Source organism: Halotalea alkalilenta DSM 17697, from assembly GCF_000621205.1.
GTDB classification, from domain to species: Bacteria; Pseudomonadota; Gammaproteobacteria; order Pseudomonadales; family Halomonadaceae; genus Halotalea; species Halotalea alkalilenta.
The window spans coordinates 1-15,192 of the sequence record NZ_JHYY01000037.1; the positions used below are offsets into that span (position 1 = coordinate 1).

Here is a 15,192-nt window from a genome sequence, read left to right on the forward strand (position 1 = left end):
CGACATGGATGTCGCAAAAGGCGCGCCCGGACAGGGCGGAAAAACTGCTCCTGCGTTTTCCGCATTCCCGCCATCCATGGCGGTCAGATGTCCATGCGCGCCGACCCGAGGGCAAGCGATTGATCGGCCAGGGTTTCGCGATCTCGTGGCGGCGCGCCCCCTTTCAGGGGGAGCGCGAGGGGTCCGCCCCTCGCATCTAAGCGAGCAAGAGGCGCGTTAGGACCCAAACGGTTCTCGACTCGCCAGGATCGAGAGCGTCGCTGGGTCAAAAGGGGTTTGTCATTAATCTGAAGACCGGGGGAGCCTTTTGGCTCCCCCGGTCTCTTTCGCATCGATGAGTGGCGAAACGGCTCAGAGGTTATAGCCGCGCTCGTTGTGCAGGGACAGATCGAGGCCGTTGCCTTCCTGCTCCTCGGTGACACGCAGGCCGATCGTGGCGTCGATGACCTTGAGCAGGATGTAGCTGATGATCCCGGTATAGACGATGGTGAACAGCACGCCCTTGAGCTGGATCCAGAGCTGCAGGCCGATATCGGTGACCTCGCCGAAGCCGCCCAGGGCCGGTGCGGCGAACGCGCCGGTGAGCAGCGAGCCGATGATCCCGGCTACGCCATGGACGCCGAACACGTCGAAGGAGTCGTCGTAGCCGAGCGCACGCTTGAGCGAGGTGGAGGCGAAGAAGCTGATCACGCCGGCCACGGCGCCGAGGATGATCGCCCCCATCGGACCGCAGGTGCCGGCGGCCGGCGTTACCGCGACCAGGCCTGCGATCGCCCCGGTGATGATTCCGAGCAGGCTCGGTTTGCCGCTCTTGCTCCACTCGGCGAACATCCAGCCCAGGGCCGCGGCGGCGGTGGCGATCTGGGTCACCAGCATGGCCATGCCCGCGCTGCCGTCGGCGGCGCCGGCAGAGCCTGCGTTGAAGCCGAACCAGCCGAGCCACAAGAGGCTTGCACCGATCATCGAGTAGCCGAGGTTGTGCGGCGCCATATGGGTGGTCGGGTAGCCTTTGCGCTTACCGATCACGATGCATGCCACAAGCCCGGCGATCCCGGAGTTGATGTGCACCACGGTGCCGCCGGCGAAGTCGATCACGCCCCATTCGCTGCCCATGAAGGCGCCGGGGCCGCCCCATACCATATGAGCGATCGGGAAGTAGACGAAGGTCACCCAGAGGCCGGTGAACCAGAGCATCGCCGAGAATTTCATTCGTTCGGCGAAGGCGCCGACGATCAGCGCCGGGGTGATGATCGCGAAGGTCATCTGGAAGGTGATCCAGATGCTTTCGGGGAAAGTCAGGTTGAGGCTCGAGGTGTCGAGGCCCGAGAGGAAGGCGCGATCGAAGCCGCCGACGAAGGAGCTGAAATTGGTCACGCCCTCGACCATGCCGGTGGCGTCGAAGGTCAGCGAGTAGCCGTAGACCACCCAGATGATGCTGACCAGCGCGGTGATCGCGAAGCAGTTCATCAGCACTGAAAGCACGTTCTTGGAGCGGGCGAGACCGCCATAGTAGAGCGCGAGACCAGGAATGGTCATCATCAGCACCAGCACGGTGGAAACCAGCATCCAGGCGGTATCGCCGCTATCCGCCACCGGCGGCGCTTCCTGGGCGAAGGCGGAGAGGGGCAGGGCGCCGAACAAACCGGCGGCTGGGATCAGGGCGCTTCTCGCTGACATCGTTTGCTACTCCAGACGCAAGGACAGCCGCCGGGCCATTGGGCAGTGGTCAATGGCACAACAGCTGCTTCGTTAAGTTGGGTTTAAATAAGCATAAAGCCTTCCATTGAGATCTAAGTTAAGCAAAATCAATGACTTGAATTTTCAATCGAGGCCTGTGTTCGTCCCTCCGGTCGAGCGTCCAATTCGTGATTTGGCTTAATCCTTTTCAATCATGGTGCACTGGTTTTGCGTTTGCATTAATTGGGTGCGATTTTTTCTCTCTCGCTGCATCGCGCAAGTACGAGTCGTCGTGGACAGGCTGATATCTGCACCTTTATGTTTCGGTGCAAGCGATGCTCATGCCGCTCTCGGGCCGGAGCTGCCACTTTCGGCCGATTGCCCAGGCTTGAACGAATGGGTCGAAAGATCGTTTGATGAAGATATGCGTCAAATTGGTGCATTGATGTGGCCCGGTCGGTCTGCTCAATAGTTTTTCCAAAGCCCCGGGGTGACCAGCTCGACCAAGTGCCGGTCCGGATCGCGGAAATACAGACTGCGACTGCCGCTTGGCCAGTCGGTGCGACCCTCTATCTCGACCTTTTGGTCCGCAAGCCAGTGCTCCCAGGCGTCGACGCTGGCCGGTTCGATGGCCAGGGCAATGTGCAGCGGACCCGCGCCATCATGGGGAGGGATCCGGCCACCGGGCAGTTCGACCGCTGTGGTAGTGCTGCCGCGCAGGAACAGCAGCAATACGGATGATCCTACCGGGAAGGCGGCCAGTCGACGGTCGTGAAACATGGGTTCGAGGCCCAGCACACGGCGGTAGAAATCGACCGCGCGCGCCAGGTCGTCCACATAGAGCGCGGTTTCGACCACGCGTTGGACGGCTGGCGGAAAAGTAGGGGATGAAGCCGTCATGGGTCCTCCTGATAGGGCGGTTTTCAGGGTTTTTCTGGACTTTTGCGGTGAGTTGTCGTTAATTGTCACGATCCTCGGCAGCTTTGCGAGGCGGGCGGTACAACGCCGGGCGCGGGATCGCGCCGTTTTCCACAGGAATCACCCAGACACTCAAGGCGCCTTTGTCCGGCGAGTCCATCCAGGAAAGAGTTCTCGACCATGCGTCAATGCTTCCCTATTTCGCGTTCGCGTGCTGCGCGAATGAGTCCGCCCCTGGCGGCTCTGGCCCTGCTGTCAGCGCTGTTCTGCGCTCCCTTCTCTTTCGCTTCCCAGGCGGATGCCGTCGGTCCCGAGCAGGGGCGTGCCACTTATTATGGCAACCACTTCGACGGCGCACTTACTGCGAGTGGCGAGCCCTTCAGCAACCAGGCGATGACCGCTGCGCACCGTAGCCTGCCATTCGGTACCAAGGTGCAGGTGACCAACCTAGATAACGGTAAGCAGACCATAGTCAAGATCAACGATCGCGGCCCTTTCGTCTCCCAGCGCATCATCGATCTCTCCCAGAGCGCCGCGGAGCGGCTCGACATGGTGGAACGCGGCGTCGCCCGGGTACGGGTCAGCGTGATCGATTGAGCACAGAGCCCGGCAGCGGCCGGGTGAAGTCTTTACCGTCCGAATCGATCGGTTAACCTGAAGTTGGTAAAGCTTCGCCGCGCAGCGTGCTAAGGTGTCGCGGTTTTCGATTCGAGTTCACCGCATGATGCCCTCGCTGTATTCTTCCTCCCGTGTTCTTCCACGCTACGCACTTTGGCCGCTGCTCTGCCTGCTACTCGTTCTCGGCGGCTGCGCGACCGGGCCATCGGGCGCGCCGAGCGGCCAGGTTCAGACCGGTAAGGCTTCTTACTACGCCGATCGTTTTCATGGCCGTACCACCGCCAGCGGTGAGCGCTTCGACCGCAATGCGATGACCGCAGCGCATCGCCAGCTGCCGTTCGGCACCCGGGTCAAGGTGACCAATCTCTCCAACCAGCGTTCGGTGACGGTGCGGATCAACGACCGCGGCCCCTTCACCCGGGGGCGCATCGTCGATCTCTCTCCTCGCGCCGCCGATCGTCTCGGTATGCTCAGAAGCGGCACTGCGCCGGTGCGCCTGGAGGTGATGCGCTAGGCGGTATCGAGGCGCGCGCGGCTTTCAGGACACGCCGAGAGCGGCACCAAGAAAACGGCGGGCGGCCCCACGAGGAGGCCGCCCGCCGTTTTCGCTAAAGCTGCGCTCATTGCTCGAGATAGGTATAGCCCTCGAGACCGGCCTCGAGTTCGTCGAGGAAGGTGCCGCGATCGCTGGCCGAAAGTTCGCTGCGCAGCAACTGGCGCTTGAACCGCTCGCGCAGCTTGGCGACGTCGAAGTTCACGTAGCCGAGCACCTGGGCGACGCTGTCGCCGTTGACCGGCGCGCCGAGATGCCACTGGCCTTCGGCGTCGACCGCCACGTCGATCGAGTCGGTGTCGCCGAACAGGTTGTGCAGGTCGCCGAGGATCTCCTGGTAGGCGCCGACCAGGAACATGCCGAGCAGTTTTTCACCATCGTCGTCCCAGTCCGGCAGCGGTAGGGTGCTCTCGACTCCCTGGCCGTCGACGTACATCTCGAAGCGGCCGTCGGAGTCGCAGGTGATGTCCTGGACCACCCCGCGCCGGGTCGGCGGCTCGTCGAGATTGGTCAAAGGCAGCACCGGGAAGATCTGGTCGATCCCCCAGGCATCCGGCACCGATTGGAACAGCGAGAAGTTGACGAACAGCTTGTCGGCGAGCTTCTCGTCGAGTTCGTCGAGGATCTCGCGATGCGAGCGGTTACGCGGGTCGAGTCTCCCGCGCAGGCGGTGGCAGGCGGCCATGTAGACCGCCTCGCCCTCGGCGCGCAGCTCGAGCGAAACATCGCCGAACACGAATCGGTCCTGCAGGTCGCTGATCGCCTGGAGCACATCGTGGTAGTACTCGGCCAGCACCCGCGGTTCGGCCGGCTCGGCGAGCCACTCGTAGGAGTTCCACAGGATGTCGAGCTGGACGTCGCCCTGGCTGCGCTCGGGCAGTGTCGGGGCGAGCTGGCGCTCCTCGTCGATCACGTTGGTGATCAGCACCGCATGATGGGCGGTCAGCGCGCGCCCCGACTCCGAGATGATGTGCGGATGGGGCAGGCCATGGGTCTCGCAGAGCTGGTGGAAGGCGGCTACCACGTTGTTGGCGTACTCGGGCATCGAGTAGTTGGTCGAGCAGTGGCTGCGCGAACGGGTACCCTCGTAGTCGACCCCGAGTCCACCGCCGACGTCGACCACCTCGACCGGCGCGCCGGCCTCACGCAGGCTCTGGTAGAAGCGCGCGCATTCGCGCAGGCCGCGCTGGATGTCGCGGATGTTGGCGATCTGCGAGCCAAGGTGGAAGTGGACCAGCTGGAGCGAATCGAGCATCTCCTCGTCACGCAGCCGTTCGACCACCTCGATCACCTGGCGTGCGGTCAGGCCGAACTTCGATTTCTCGCCGCCGGAGTTCTGCCACTTGCCCTTGCCCACCGACATCAGCCGCGCGCGCACGCCGATGCGCGGGGTCACGCCGAGATTGCGCGACTCCTCGATGATCAATGAAAGCTCCGAGCTCTTCTCCACCACCAGGAACACCTTGTGGCCGAGCTTCTCGCCCATCAGCGCCAGGCGCACGTACTCGCGGTCCTTGTAGCCATTGCAGACGATCAGCGACGGCGACTCGGAGGAGAGTGCGAGTACCCCGAGCAGCTCCGGCTTGCTGCCGGCCTCGAGGCCGACCCGGCCGCGCCCGCGCTCGGGCGTGGCGAGCAGCTCCTCGACCACCCGGCGCTGCTGGTTGACCTTGATCGGATAGACCGCGGTATAGCCGCCCTGGTACTCGAGCTCGCCGATCGCGCGGTCGAAGGCGCGGCAGAGGTGCTCGACCCTCGAGTGGAGGATGTTGCTGAAGCGGACCAGCACCGGTAGCCGCAGGCCGACGGCTTCGATCCGCCGGGTGAGCTCGGTCAGCTTGATCGCCGGCGTGCCTGCCTCGCCCTTGGGGCGAACCAGCACATCGCCTTCGGCATCGACGTCGAAATAGCCGCTGCCCCACTGGTCGATGTTATAGGTGCGGCGCGCATCCAGCGGGGCGAAGGTCTGGGCACTGGGGGTCATGATGAGCTCCGGGAAAAGGGAGAGCGCCAGGCCAGGCCCGGCGTGCAGAAGATCAGCGAGGAAGCTCGGGCGCGCCGCGCTCGACGCGGGAACGCAGGATGTCGCGATACTGGGTCGGGTCCTTCGGCGTCAGCGAGTGCGCGGGCGGGTCGACGTAGATGACCAGGAGCCTGGACAACCAGTAGCGCAGGGCCGTGAGCTGGAGCATCTTCGGCCAGGCCCGGCGCTCGTCTTCGCTGAACGGACGCTGCGCCATGTAGCTCTCGAGCACCGCACGATAGCGCGCATCGATGATGTCGCCGTTGTCGTCGCTGCACCAGTCGTTGACCAGGATCGCGAGGTCGAACAGCAAATCGCCCGTACAGCCATTGTAGAAGTCGATCAGCCCGGTGAGCCGATCACCTTCGAACATCGCATTGTCGCGGAACAGATCGCCGTGCAGCGCGCCCTGCGGCAGCTCGCTCGAGTAGCCGAGGTGGCTTTCGAGACTATCGAAGCGATCGAGCATCAGCTGCTGATCCTCGTCGCTGAGATAGGCCATCACCTTCGAGTGGTTGGCGCCGATCCAGCGCAAGTCGCGCGGGTTGGGGCGCGAGCCCGGGAAGCTGCGGGAAAGCGCATGCATCCTGCCGAGCAGTTCACCGATCGCGGCGCACTGGACCAGCGTCGGCGACAGCGGATGGTCGCCCGAAAGCCTGGGGAACAGCAGTGCGGGCCGGTTGGCCAGGGTCTGCAACGCCTTGCCTTCGCGGTCGTGCAACGGGCTCGCCACCGGCAGCTCGTGATTGGCGAGAAAGTCGAGCAGTTCGACGAAAAACGGCAGCTCCTCGCTTTCGCCCTGCTCGAACAGCGTCAGTACCAGCGACTGGCGATCAGTGGTGACGAAGAACGTCGAGTTCTCGGTGCCGCTGGATACTTCGTCCAGCGCGACCAAGCGCCCAGCATCGAAGCGTTCGAGGAAAGCGATGACCTGGGTCTCGCTCAATGGTGTGAAAACCGCCATAGGGTTCCTGGGCGTTCGATCCGTGTCTGGGTGCGCCCCAAGCGCTGGGCTCAGGGCGATGAGGGAGAGATTCTACCATCCGGGGCGGCGTACGCGAGATCGACAGAGGGAGAAGATGCGCGCAACTGCATTCGCTCACCAGCGCAGCAGGGTCCACTGCGGAATCGCGATGCGCTGGGTGTTGTTCGGCGAGCGCTGGAAGTTGCCGTCGCCGTTGGAGTCGACCAGGAAGTAGGAAGGACCGACGTTCGGCACCACTTCGATGGCATAGAGCTGGCCGTTGACTCGGTATTCACGCACCGTGCGGTCGTCTTCCTGGCGAGTGGTGATGTCGGGTGCCGGTGCGTCCTGTTGCTGGTCCTGCGCCTGGGCTTGGGCGATGGTCTCGATGCCGATCATCGGCAGCGCCAGGGGGAGGGCGAACAGGGCGCTCAGGAGCGGGACGGAGAGCGTGCGTTTCATGGCATGGTCCTTCGATGGGGCCTCCAGGCCGGAAAAAATGAGGAGGCGATAGGAGCAGTTTAGGCGTTCGTAACGTCTCAGACCATTGGCACTGCGGGTGCCAAATCGACGCACGCTGCGTATCATGGATGGATCATGGGGCCGCTACGCCGCGCGCCTTGCAAGTTCAGCCATTGGGAGCTCTCGATGCCGTCAAAGGCCGCCCCTCCGATCGTCTTCGTCGACGGTTCCGCCTACCTCTACCGCGCCTTCCATGCCCTGCCTCCGCTCTCCACTTCCGATGGGCGTCCCACCGGCGCGGTGCGCGGAGTGGTGTCGATGCTCAAGAGCCTGATCAAGCAGTATCCCGAAAGCCCGATGGCCGTGGTGTTCGACGCCAAGGGCAAGACCTTCCGCGACGAGCTGTTCGCCGAGTACAAGGCGCATCGTCCGCCGATGCCGGACGAACTGCGGGCCCAGATCGAGCCGCTGCACGCCTGCGTGCGTGCGCTTGGCCTGCCGCTTTTGTGCGTCGAAGGGGTCGAGGCCGACGACGTGATCGGCACGCTCGCGCGTCACGCTACCGAGCAGGGACGTGACGCGGTGATCTCGACCGGCGACAAGGACATGGCCCAGCTGGTCAACAGCCATATCACCCTGGTCAACACGATGAAGGGCGAGACTCTGGATCCCGCCGGGGTGGAGGAGAAGTTCGGCATTCCGCCGGAGCTGATCGTCGACTACCTGGCACTGATGGGGGATTCGGTCGACAACATTCCAGGCGTCCCTGGGGTCGGTCCGAAGACGGCGCTTGCGATGCTCACCGAGTATGGCGCGGGGCTCGAGGCGATCTACGCCGATCTCGACAGGCTCAGCGGGCTTTCGTTTCGCGGCGCCAAGTCGATGGCCAAGAAACTCGAAGAGTATCGCGAGCAGGCGTTTCTCTCCCATCGACTGGCGACGATCCGTACCGATTGCGAACTGCCGGTCGGGCTCGACGATCTCGGGCTGCCGAAACCCGATCGAGAGGCGTTGATCCCGCTCTATCGGGAGCTCGAATTCAACGGCTGGCTCGCCGAGCTGCTCGAGGGCGGCGAGGGCGCGGGTGCCCCTGCCGCCGAGGATGGAGCGAAGCCGGTGGGCGAGGAAGGAGTGGAGGTGCCTTCGGCCTTCGGCGAGGTCGACTACCAGGCGGTGGTCGACCGCGCGACGCTGGATGCCTGGCTCGACCGGCTGGCCGAAAGCGAGGCGTTCTGCTTCGACCTGGAGACCACCAGCCTCGCCTACATGCGCGCCGAGATAGTCGGCATCGGGCTTGCGATCGTACCGGGCGAGGCGATCTACGTGCCGGTCGGCCACAGCTATCTCGGTGTGCCCGAGCAGCTCGATCGTGACGAGGTGCTCGGCCTGCTCGCGCCGCTGCTGGCCAATCCGGCGATCGCCAAGATCGGCCAGAACCTCAAGTACGACATCGAGGTGCTGGCGCGCTACGGTATCGAGGTGCGCGGCCGGCTGATCGACACCATGCTCGAGTCCTACGTGCTCAATTCCACCGCCACCCGTCACGACATGGACTCGCTGGCGCTGACCCACCTGGGCTACCGCACGGTGAGCTTCGAGGAGGTCGCCGGCAAGGGCGCCAAGCAGATCACCTTCGACCAGGTGGCGCTTGAGTCGGCGGTGCCCTATGCCTGCGAGGACGTCGACGTCACCCTGCGCCTGCACCAGGTGCTGCGTCCACGGGTCGAGGCGCAGGGCAGGCTCCATGAGGTGCTCGACCAGCTCGAGACCCCGCTGATCCCGGTACTGGCGCGGATCGAGCGCAATGGGGTGATGATCGATGCCGAGCGCCTGGCGATCCAGAGCCGCGAGCTCGAGAGCCGGATCAAGGAGCTCGAGCTCAAGGCTTTCGAGGTCGCCGGGCGAGAATTCAACCTCGGCTCGCCGAAGCAGCTCGGCGAAATTCTGTTCGATGAGCAGAAGCTGCCGGTGATCAAGAAAACGCCCAAGGGCGCGCCCTCGACCGCCGAGGCGGTGCTCGAGGAGCTGGCCCTGGACTATCCGCTGCCCAAGCTGATCATCGAGCACCGTGGTCTTGCCAAGCTGAAATCGACCTATACCGACAAGCTGCCGCAGTTGATCGACCCCACCTCGCGGCGCATCCACACCAGCTACCACCAGGCGGTGACCGCCACCGGGCGGCTCTCCTCCTCCGACCCGAACCTGCAGAACATCCCGGTGCGTACCGAGGAGGGGCGCAAGATTCGCCGCGCCTTCATCGCGCGCCCCGGCTATCGCATCGTCGCCGCCGACTACTCGCAGATCGAACTGCGGATCATGGCCCATCTGTCTGGTGACGAAGGGCTGCTCACGGCCTTCGCCGAGGGGCGGGACATCCACGCCGCGACCGCCGCCGAGGTATTCGGGGTCGCTCTCGACAAGGTCAGCGCCGACCAGCGCCGCAGCGCCAAGGCGATCAACTTCGGGTTGATCTACGGGATGAGCGCCTGGGGCTTGTCGCGCCAGCTCCACGTCGAGCGCAATCAGGCGCAGATCTACATCGAGCGCTACTTCGACCGTTATCCCGGCGTCGCGCGCTTCATGGAGAACATCCGTGCCCAGGCCGCCGAGCAGGGCTTCGTCGAGACGGTGTTCGGCCGGCGCCTCTACGTGCCGGAGATCACCTCGCGCAACCACGCTCGCCGCCAGGCCGCCGAGCGCACTGCGATCAACGCGCCGATGCAAGGAACCGCGGCGGACATCATCAAACGTGCGATGATCGACGTCGACGGCTGGCTTCGCGATGAAAGCGAGTTCGATGCGCTGATGGTGATGCAGGTCCACGACGAGCTGGTGTTCGAGGTCGAAGACAAGCAGGTCGAGGGCTTCATCGAAGGGGTGCGCGAACGGATGGAAGCCGCTGGTGAACTCGATGTCGCGCTGCTGGTGGAGGCACGCGCCGGCAACAACTGGGATGAGGCGCACTGAGATCTGCGCCTGTAGCACGATGTCCGTAGGAGCGAGCGATGAGCCTCAATGCGCTGTTGATGCGTGAGCTGGTGCGGTTCACCGCCAAGCGGCGGCTTCGCAACAGTGCCGATGTGGCGGCGCTGCGTGCACAGCTCGAGCGCCTGGAGGCGCGCAAGCCCAAGGTGGAGTACGCCTACGACATCTCGACGCTCGACTTCGGCGGCGTCGAGGTCGAGCGCGTCGCGCCATTGGGCCGATCCGACCCGCGCGGGGATGAAGAGGCGCTGCTCTATTTCCACGGCGGTGCCTGGGTGGTCGGTGAGCCGCGCGGCTTTCGCCCGCTCACCACCCGGCTGGTCGAGGCGGCGGGTGCTCCGCTCTACGGCGTCGACTATCGTCTCGCTCCCGAGCACCCCTATCCCTGTGCATTGGACGACTGCGAGCGAGCTTACCGCACGCTCTTGGACCGCGGCTTCGACCCGCGACGCATCGCCCTGATCGGTGACAGCGCCGGAGGCAACCTGGTCTTCGCGCTGGCGCTGCGGCTCAAGCGCCAGGGGATAGCGCTACCGGCGGCGCTGGTCGGGCTCTCGCCGTGTACCGATCTCACTGCGGGAGGAGGCTCGTTCAAGCGCAACTTCCGCCGTGACGCCATGCTGCCCGCCGAGCGTCTCAATGACTGCATCGAAGCCTATTGCCCTCGCGTGGACCTCCGCGACCCGGAGGTGTCTCCGCTGTTCGGGGATCTGGCAGGGCTGCCGCCGACGATGCTGCAGGTCAGCGACAACGAGATCCTACTCGACGATTCGATCCGGCTCGCCGCGCGGCTGCGCGAGGCGGGTGGCGAGGTCGAGCTGGATGTCTGGAAGGGGCTCTGGCATGTCTGGCAGGCGTTTCCCGAGCAGGTGCCCGAGGCGCGCCGGGCGATCGTCCAGATCGGTGCCTTCGTGCGCCAGTGCTTCGACGCTCGAGCCGAACGTGTAGCGTGATCGGCCACTGACGCCTTAGTCGGAGACGAGCTCGACCTCGTAGCGGTCGCGCCCGCGGCGTTTGGCATCGAGCAGCGCGGCATCGGCGCGGTTGAGCGACTGCAGCAGTGAGTCCCCCTCCTTGTGTTCGCTGAGTCCGCAGCTGGCGGTGATCTTCAGTACCTCGTCCTTGACCTTGATGCTCAGCCGCCTGATCGCCTCGAGCAGCCGCTCGATCACTGGAATGGCTTCGCTGACCCCGCTGTTGGGCAGCAGCAGCACGAACTCCTCCCCGCCCCAGCGACCGCAGAGATCCCAACTGCGGGTCTGGTCGCGCAGGGTGGCGGCGATCGCCACCAGCACCCTGTCCCCGGCTTCGTGGCCGTGCTGGTCGTTGATCCGCTTGAAGTGGTCGACGTCGAGCATCGCGATCGCGAAGGGCTCGCGGTGGCGCCTGGCGCGGTCGCTGGCGCTGAGAATTCGATCGGTCAGCATGCGCCGGTTGGCCAGCCCGGTGAGCGGATCGAACAACGATTCCTGGCGAAGTTCCACGTTGCTCTGCTGGATCGCGCGCTGATAGCGGTCAGAAATCCTGGCGACCTTGTCGAGCCGTTTGAGCTGCCGGTGATAGCTATCTATCAGGCTTTGGCGTTCGAGCAGCGAGTAGCGCTGGAAGCCATCGGAGATGTGCACCAAGCGCTCCATCCGGCTCTGCTGGTGCTTGTAGGCATCGAACAGCTCGGCCAGCGCGATGTGTAGCGGATGGTCTCGATTCGAGGAGGAGGCCAGCAGGGAGGAGACACGCTCCTCGATGCCGACTGTCTCGCGGCTGTTCATGTCGAACCTCAATTCCCATTTAGGGGAGTGATGGCGAACGGGAAGCTGCAATCTTCGCGAAACTCCTCCGCGAGCTCGGCCACGCGCTCGTTGCGTGGAGAATAGTGCCAGGTGACCTGGAGGGTGCGGCCGCCGCGATGGGCCTCTTCGAGCAGATCGAAGATGTCCATCATCGATTTCACCGAGCTGGTATTGAGATAAAGCAGGCCGAGCTCGAGTTTCAGCGGTTGGTCGTCTTCGCGCAGCAGGTAGCGTTCGAGCCACGCGATCAGCGGCGCGAACAGCTCGTAGGAATTCTCCGGATAGGAGTCGCCAGCGAGCTGCACCAGGCCCGTGTCCCAGATCGCACTGACCGAAGGGCTCGACGCAGTGGCGGGGATACAAAGGTCATCCATAGAGGTGTCGTTTCCTAAATCGTCGCTTGGAGACTGAAGAAGCAGCGGCCACCGGGCTGCGGCGTCAGTCGCGCGCTGAGCGGCTGGCTAGATTTTCTCGCGATGTCGAGCAGCCCGAGGCCGGCGCCGCTGTGGCCGTCGGTACAGCGGGGCTCACGCAAGCGGCGCTTGTAGCTCTCCTTCAGCGCCGGCTTGTCCAGCCGGGCCAGCGCCTCGATGGTCGCGACCAGTCGTTCGCCGTCCTCTGGATCGACCAGGTTGCCTGCGCTCACCGCGTAGTGGCCATCCTCCTCCCGCGCGATCGCCAGGGTGGCGATAGCCGTGAGATCGCTATCGCCGCGCTTGCGGCTGTAGTGGCGGATGTTCTGGGCCATCTCGATATAGACCGCGAACACGTCCATGGTCGCGTTGGCCGGCGCTAGTTCCGCCTCCATGTAGCCGCGCAGAGCGTTGCCTATATCCTCGATCAGACTCTTGGAGATCGGTCCGTTGAAGCAGAGCAACACCCGGTGCTCGGCGAAGCTGTCGCGTAGTCCGAGCAGATCGATGGTCTTCATCGTTTCTCCTGGAGAATGGCGAGGTAACGCGGCTCAAGCGGGGTGAGCGCGTTTTTCGAGGGTGATGGCGCCACTTTTCCCCATCCCGCCAACGACCGCGGCGCGTGAACGGCCGAAGCTCTCTGGCCGGATGCCGGGCCTCGATGGAGAATCGATCCGCCATTCCGACCCAGGATAATATCAGCGTGGCGAGAAGTCCCCACTCTCTATCACCAGCAGGGTGATATCGTCGCGCTGGGCCAGTCCTGCTCGATAGTCGTCGATCGCGCCCGCGCAGTGGCTCAGGCTTTGCGGCAAGGGCAGTGCGCTCGCCTGTTCGAGCAGCGCGATGAAGCGGTTGACCCCGAATCCGAAGCTATCTTCCCCCCCGGCCTGGTCGAGCAGCCCGTCGCTGGTCATGTAGCAACGTGCCTTGGAGGGGAAGGACAGCTCGACATTGGCATACTCGCCGCGGCGACGGTGGCCGAGCGGCCGGCGCCCGCCCCGATGGCGGATCACCTGGCCGTCGCACTCGAGGAACAGGTCGAGTTTGGCCCCGGCGAACCGGGCCGAGCGTCCGTTGGCGTCGAGCCAGAGCAGCGCGACGTCCATTTCGGTGGCGAGACCGCGGCGTTCATCCAGCAGCAGCCTCACCAGGCGATCCGTCTCGGTCAGCACCGAGGCCGGGTCGGCGCCGCCGGCGAGCAGGATGGCGCGATCGAGCAGGCCGCGCGCGAGCATCGTCATCATCGCCCCGGGTACCCCGTGGCCGGCACAGTCGATGATGCCGACCAGACAGCCCCCCGGCTCCTCATGGAGCAGATAGAAGTCTCCGCCGACGCGATCGCGCGGCCGCCACAGCACCGCACCGTTCACCCGCTGCTCGAGCCGGGCGGGCAGGATGGCGCTCTGGAGCAGGCGGGCGTAGCCGATCGACTCGTCCAGGGTGCGGTGAGCGCGGCGCATCTCTTCGTTGGCATGCTCGAGCGCTTGGGTGCGCTCGCTGACCGTGCGCTCGAGATCCGAGGTGTGGTTGCGGATCCGTTCGGCCATCTGTGCGAACGCCTGGGACAGCTGGCCGAGTTCGTCGCGGCGCTTGAGCGGAGCGTTGGTGCGGAATTCGCCGCGGGCGATCGACTGCGCGGAGGCGGTGAGCAAGCGCAGCGGATTGAGCAGCAGACGGTCGGCGAGCCAACCGAGCATGATCAACAGCATCGCCAGGATCGACAGCGTCGCGAGGCTCAGATAGGCGAACCAAGGCGCATCGGCATCGCTCAGCTCCTGGGGGGCCACCGCACTGACCATCAGCCAGTTGAGTTCGGGCAGCGACTGCACGGAGATCAGCTGGTCGCGCGACTGGAGGTTCAGGGCCCGCACCACCTGGCTACCCGGGTAGCGCCGAGCCTCGATGATCGCCGAGCTGAGCAGGCCACGCTGCTCCGGCGTCACCAAACTGTAGAGGTTGCGACTGAAATCGAAGTAGCCGGGATTGATCCTGTCCGCGACCAACGAGGCGTCGGGATGAGCGCGAAGGTTGCCCTGCGGATCGATCAGCATAGGTGTGATGCCCGGGCGCCTTTCGCGCAGCATCTCCTCGATGAAGCCCGGCAGCTCGATCCCACTGCCGACCTCTCCGACCGGCCGTCCTAGATGGAACACGGGTACGCTGATCCAGATCATCTGGCGTTCGAGGTGTGCATCGAAGATCACCTGGATGCGCTGGTCGGTGCTGGTGTCGAGCAGCCCGAACAGCCAGGCATCCTCGGTGTCCAGCGGATTGGCCTGGTAGAGCGGTGAGATGAGATCGGCGCTAGGGCTTGAGTCGAGCAGGTAGAAGTGCCGGTCGGCGATCCGATAGGCGAACACCATGTCGGCGTCGAAGTCGTTGGCCAGCCGGGTGGCGTCGGCAACGAAAGCATTCGCCGAGGCGGGGTTCTCCGCACTCAACCAAGCACTCGTGGCCGGCTGTGCGGCGAGCTGGCGGGCCAGCTGCCGACGCTCGGCGATACGCGCTCCGACGCGCTGGGCGATCAGCTGGGTCTGCGTACGCGCATAGTCGACGCTCAGCTGGTCGCGGATCTTATCGATCACCAGTGCGCCGATTATCAGTGCCGGTACCAGGGCCAGCAGGCAGCCTCCCAGCAGTACGAGGATCAACTTGATCCTCAGTCCCAGAGCCGTCGTCAAATCCCTTTCCCCAAGGCCTTGCCGCCCGTTTCCGGCCAAGCGTCGTGGCTTGGCGCGGTGCCGGCCTTTGTCGCTAGTATTCGTCGCCTTCGGCCCTGCCTTGCT

General features: G+C 64.7%; 14 protein-coding genes. 5 read left to right on the forward strand and 9 right to left on the reverse strand.

Translation table 11 applies throughout. The features are described from left to right. A partial coding sequence (locus tag Q376_RS25185) for a hypothetical protein (protein WP_211266622.1) occupies nt 1-200 on the forward strand: 200 nt, incomplete at its 5' end. Between the two features lie 151 nt (nt 201-351). Here the strand turns inward: Q376_RS25185 and Q376_RS0107605 are convergent. Both Q376_RS0107605 and Q376_RS0107610 read right to left on the reverse strand, forming a co-directional pair. After that, nucleotides 352-1,677: an ammonium transporter gene (locus Q376_RS0107605; protein ID WP_027349814.1), complete on the reverse strand. Its 1,326-nt coding sequence runs from the start codon at nt 1,675-1,677 to the stop codon at nt 352-354. Between the two features lie 465 nt (nt 1,678-2,142). Next, complete coding sequence (locus Q376_RS0107610) at nt 2,143-2,577, reverse strand: VOC family protein (RefSeq protein ID WP_027349815.1); 435 nt, start codon at nt 2,575-2,577, stop codon at nt 2,143-2,145. A gap of 240 nt (nt 2,578-2,817) precedes the next feature. On the opposite strand from Q376_RS0107610, the gene Q376_RS0107615 reads away from it, so the two are divergent. Next, on the forward strand, nt 2,818-3,192 hold the full coding sequence (locus tag Q376_RS0107615) for a septal ring lytic transglycosylase RlpA family protein (protein ID WP_027349816.1): 375 nt from the start codon (nt 2,818-2,820) through the stop codon (nt 3,190-3,192). A 124-nt stretch (nt 3,193-3,316) separates the two neighbouring features. Further along, entirely contained in the window at nt 3,317-3,727 is a 411-nt protein-coding gene (locus Q376_RS0107620; protein ID WP_043446761.1) for a septal ring lytic transglycosylase RlpA family protein, read from the forward strand. Nucleotides 3,728-3,833: 106 nt separating this feature from the next. On the opposite strand, the gene speA is transcribed toward Q376_RS0107620, so the two are convergent. The 3 genes from speA to Q376_RS0107635 all read right to left on the reverse strand — a co-directional run bounded on the left by speA (nt 3,834) and on the right by Q376_RS0107635 (nt 7,215). Next, nucleotides 3,834-5,750, reverse strand: coding sequence for a biosynthetic arginine decarboxylase (gene speA / locus Q376_RS0107625; RefSeq protein ID WP_027349818.1), 1,917 nt, complete (start codon nt 5,748-5,750; stop codon nt 3,834-3,836). A 52-nt stretch (nt 5,751-5,802) separates the two neighbouring features. Further along, a complete protein-coding gene (locus Q376_RS0107630) occupies nt 5,803-6,753 on the reverse strand; it encodes a homoserine kinase (protein ID WP_027349819.1) in 951 nt (316 codons plus the stop codon). Nucleotides 6,754-6,888: 135 nt separating this feature from the next. After that, nucleotides 6,889-7,215 carry a DUF2782 domain-containing protein gene (locus Q376_RS0107635; RefSeq protein WP_190295656.1) on the reverse strand — a complete coding sequence of 109 codons (327 nt, stop codon included), beginning with the start codon at nt 7,213-7,215 and terminating at the stop codon, nt 6,889-6,891. A 186-nt stretch (nt 7,216-7,401) separates the two neighbouring features. On the opposite strand from Q376_RS0107635, the gene polA reads away from it, so the two are divergent. Together polA and Q376_RS0107645 are read left to right on the forward strand one after the other, a co-directional pair. After that, nucleotides 7,402-10,182, forward strand: a complete 2,781-nt coding sequence (gene polA / locus Q376_RS0107640) for a DNA polymerase I (RefSeq protein ID WP_027349821.1) — start codon at nt 7,402-7,404, stop codon at nt 10,180-10,182. A 38-nt stretch (nt 10,183-10,220) separates the two neighbouring features. Further along, entirely contained in the window at nt 10,221-11,153 is a 933-nt protein-coding gene (locus tag Q376_RS0107645) for an alpha/beta hydrolase (protein ID WP_027349822.1), read from the forward strand. Nucleotides 11,154-11,168: 15 nt separating this feature from the next. Here the strand turns inward: Q376_RS0107645 and siaD are convergent, their stop codons facing one another. The 4 genes from siaD to Q376_RS0107665 all read right to left on the reverse strand — a co-directional run bounded on the left by siaD (nt 11,169) and on the right by Q376_RS0107665 (nt 15,087). Next, nucleotides 11,169-11,969, reverse strand: a complete 801-nt coding sequence (gene siaD, locus Q376_RS0107650) for a biofilm regulation diguanylate cyclase SiaD (protein WP_027349823.1) — start codon at nt 11,967-11,969, stop codon at nt 11,169-11,171. Nucleotides 11,970-11,977: 8 nt separating this feature from the next. Further along, nucleotides 11,978-12,364 (reverse strand): biofilm regulation phosphoprotein SiaC, encoded by a 387-nt coding sequence (gene siaC, locus Q376_RS0107655; protein WP_027349824.1) that lies wholly within the window; start codon nt 12,362-12,364, stop codon nt 11,978-11,980. Nucleotides 12,365-12,378: 14 nt separating this feature from the next. Beyond that, nucleotides 12,379-12,921, reverse strand: a complete 543-nt coding sequence (gene siaB, locus Q376_RS0107660; protein WP_027349825.1) for a biofilm regulation protein kinase SiaB — start codon at nt 12,919-12,921, stop codon at nt 12,379-12,381. 180 nt (nt 12,922-13,101) lie between these two features. Continuing rightward, nucleotides 13,102-15,087 (reverse strand): SpoIIE family protein phosphatase, encoded by a 1,986-nt coding sequence (locus Q376_RS0107665; RefSeq protein WP_027349826.1) that lies wholly within the window; start codon nt 15,085-15,087, stop codon nt 13,102-13,104. Between the last annotated feature and the right edge of the window lie 105 nt (nt 15,088-15,192).

Excerpts from the sequence above, each read along its gene's own strand:
- polA (WP_027349821.1), top strand. The coding sequence starts at position 7,402 with ATGCCGTCAAAGGCCGCCCCTCCGATCGTCTTCGTCGACGGTTCCGCC.
- Q376_RS0107610 (WP_027349815.1), bottom strand. The coding sequence starts at position 2,577 with ATGACGGCTTCATCCCCTACTTTTCCGCCAGCCGTCCAACGCGTGGTC.
- Q376_RS0107635 (WP_190295656.1), bottom strand. The coding sequence starts at position 7,215 with ATGAAACGCACGCTCTCCGTCCCGCTCCTGAGCGCCCTGTTCGCCCTC.
- Q376_RS0107645 (WP_027349822.1), top strand. The coding sequence starts at position 10,221 with ATGAGCCTCAATGCGCTGTTGATGCGTGAGCTGGTGCGGTTCACCGCC.
- siaB (WP_027349825.1), bottom strand. The coding sequence starts at position 12,921 with ATGAAGACCATCGATCTGCTCGGACTACGCGACAGCTTCGCCGAGCAC.
- Q376_RS0107630 (WP_027349819.1), bottom strand. The coding sequence starts at position 6,753 with ATGGCGGTTTTCACACCATTGAGCGAGACCCAGGTCATCGCTTTCCTC.
- Q376_RS0107620 (WP_043446761.1), top strand. The coding sequence starts at position 3,317 with ATGATGCCCTCGCTGTATTCTTCCTCCCGTGTTCTTCCACGCTACGCA.
- Q376_RS0107605 (WP_027349814.1), bottom strand. The coding sequence starts at position 1,677 with ATGTCAGCGAGAAGCGCCCTGATCCCAGCCGCCGGTTTGTTCGGCGCC.
- siaC (WP_027349824.1), bottom strand. The coding sequence starts at position 12,364 with ATGGATGACCTTTGTATCCCCGCCACTGCGTCGAGCCCTTCGGTCAGT.
- Q376_RS0107615 (WP_027349816.1), top strand. The coding sequence starts at position 2,818 with ATGAGTCCGCCCCTGGCGGCTCTGGCCCTGCTGTCAGCGCTGTTCTGC.
- siaD (WP_027349823.1), bottom strand. The coding sequence starts at position 11,969 with ATGAACAGCCGCGAGACAGTCGGCATCGAGGAGCGTGTCTCCTCCCTG.
- speA (WP_027349818.1), bottom strand. The coding sequence starts at position 5,750 with ATGACCCCCAGTGCCCAGACCTTCGCCCCGCTGGATGCGCGCCGCACC.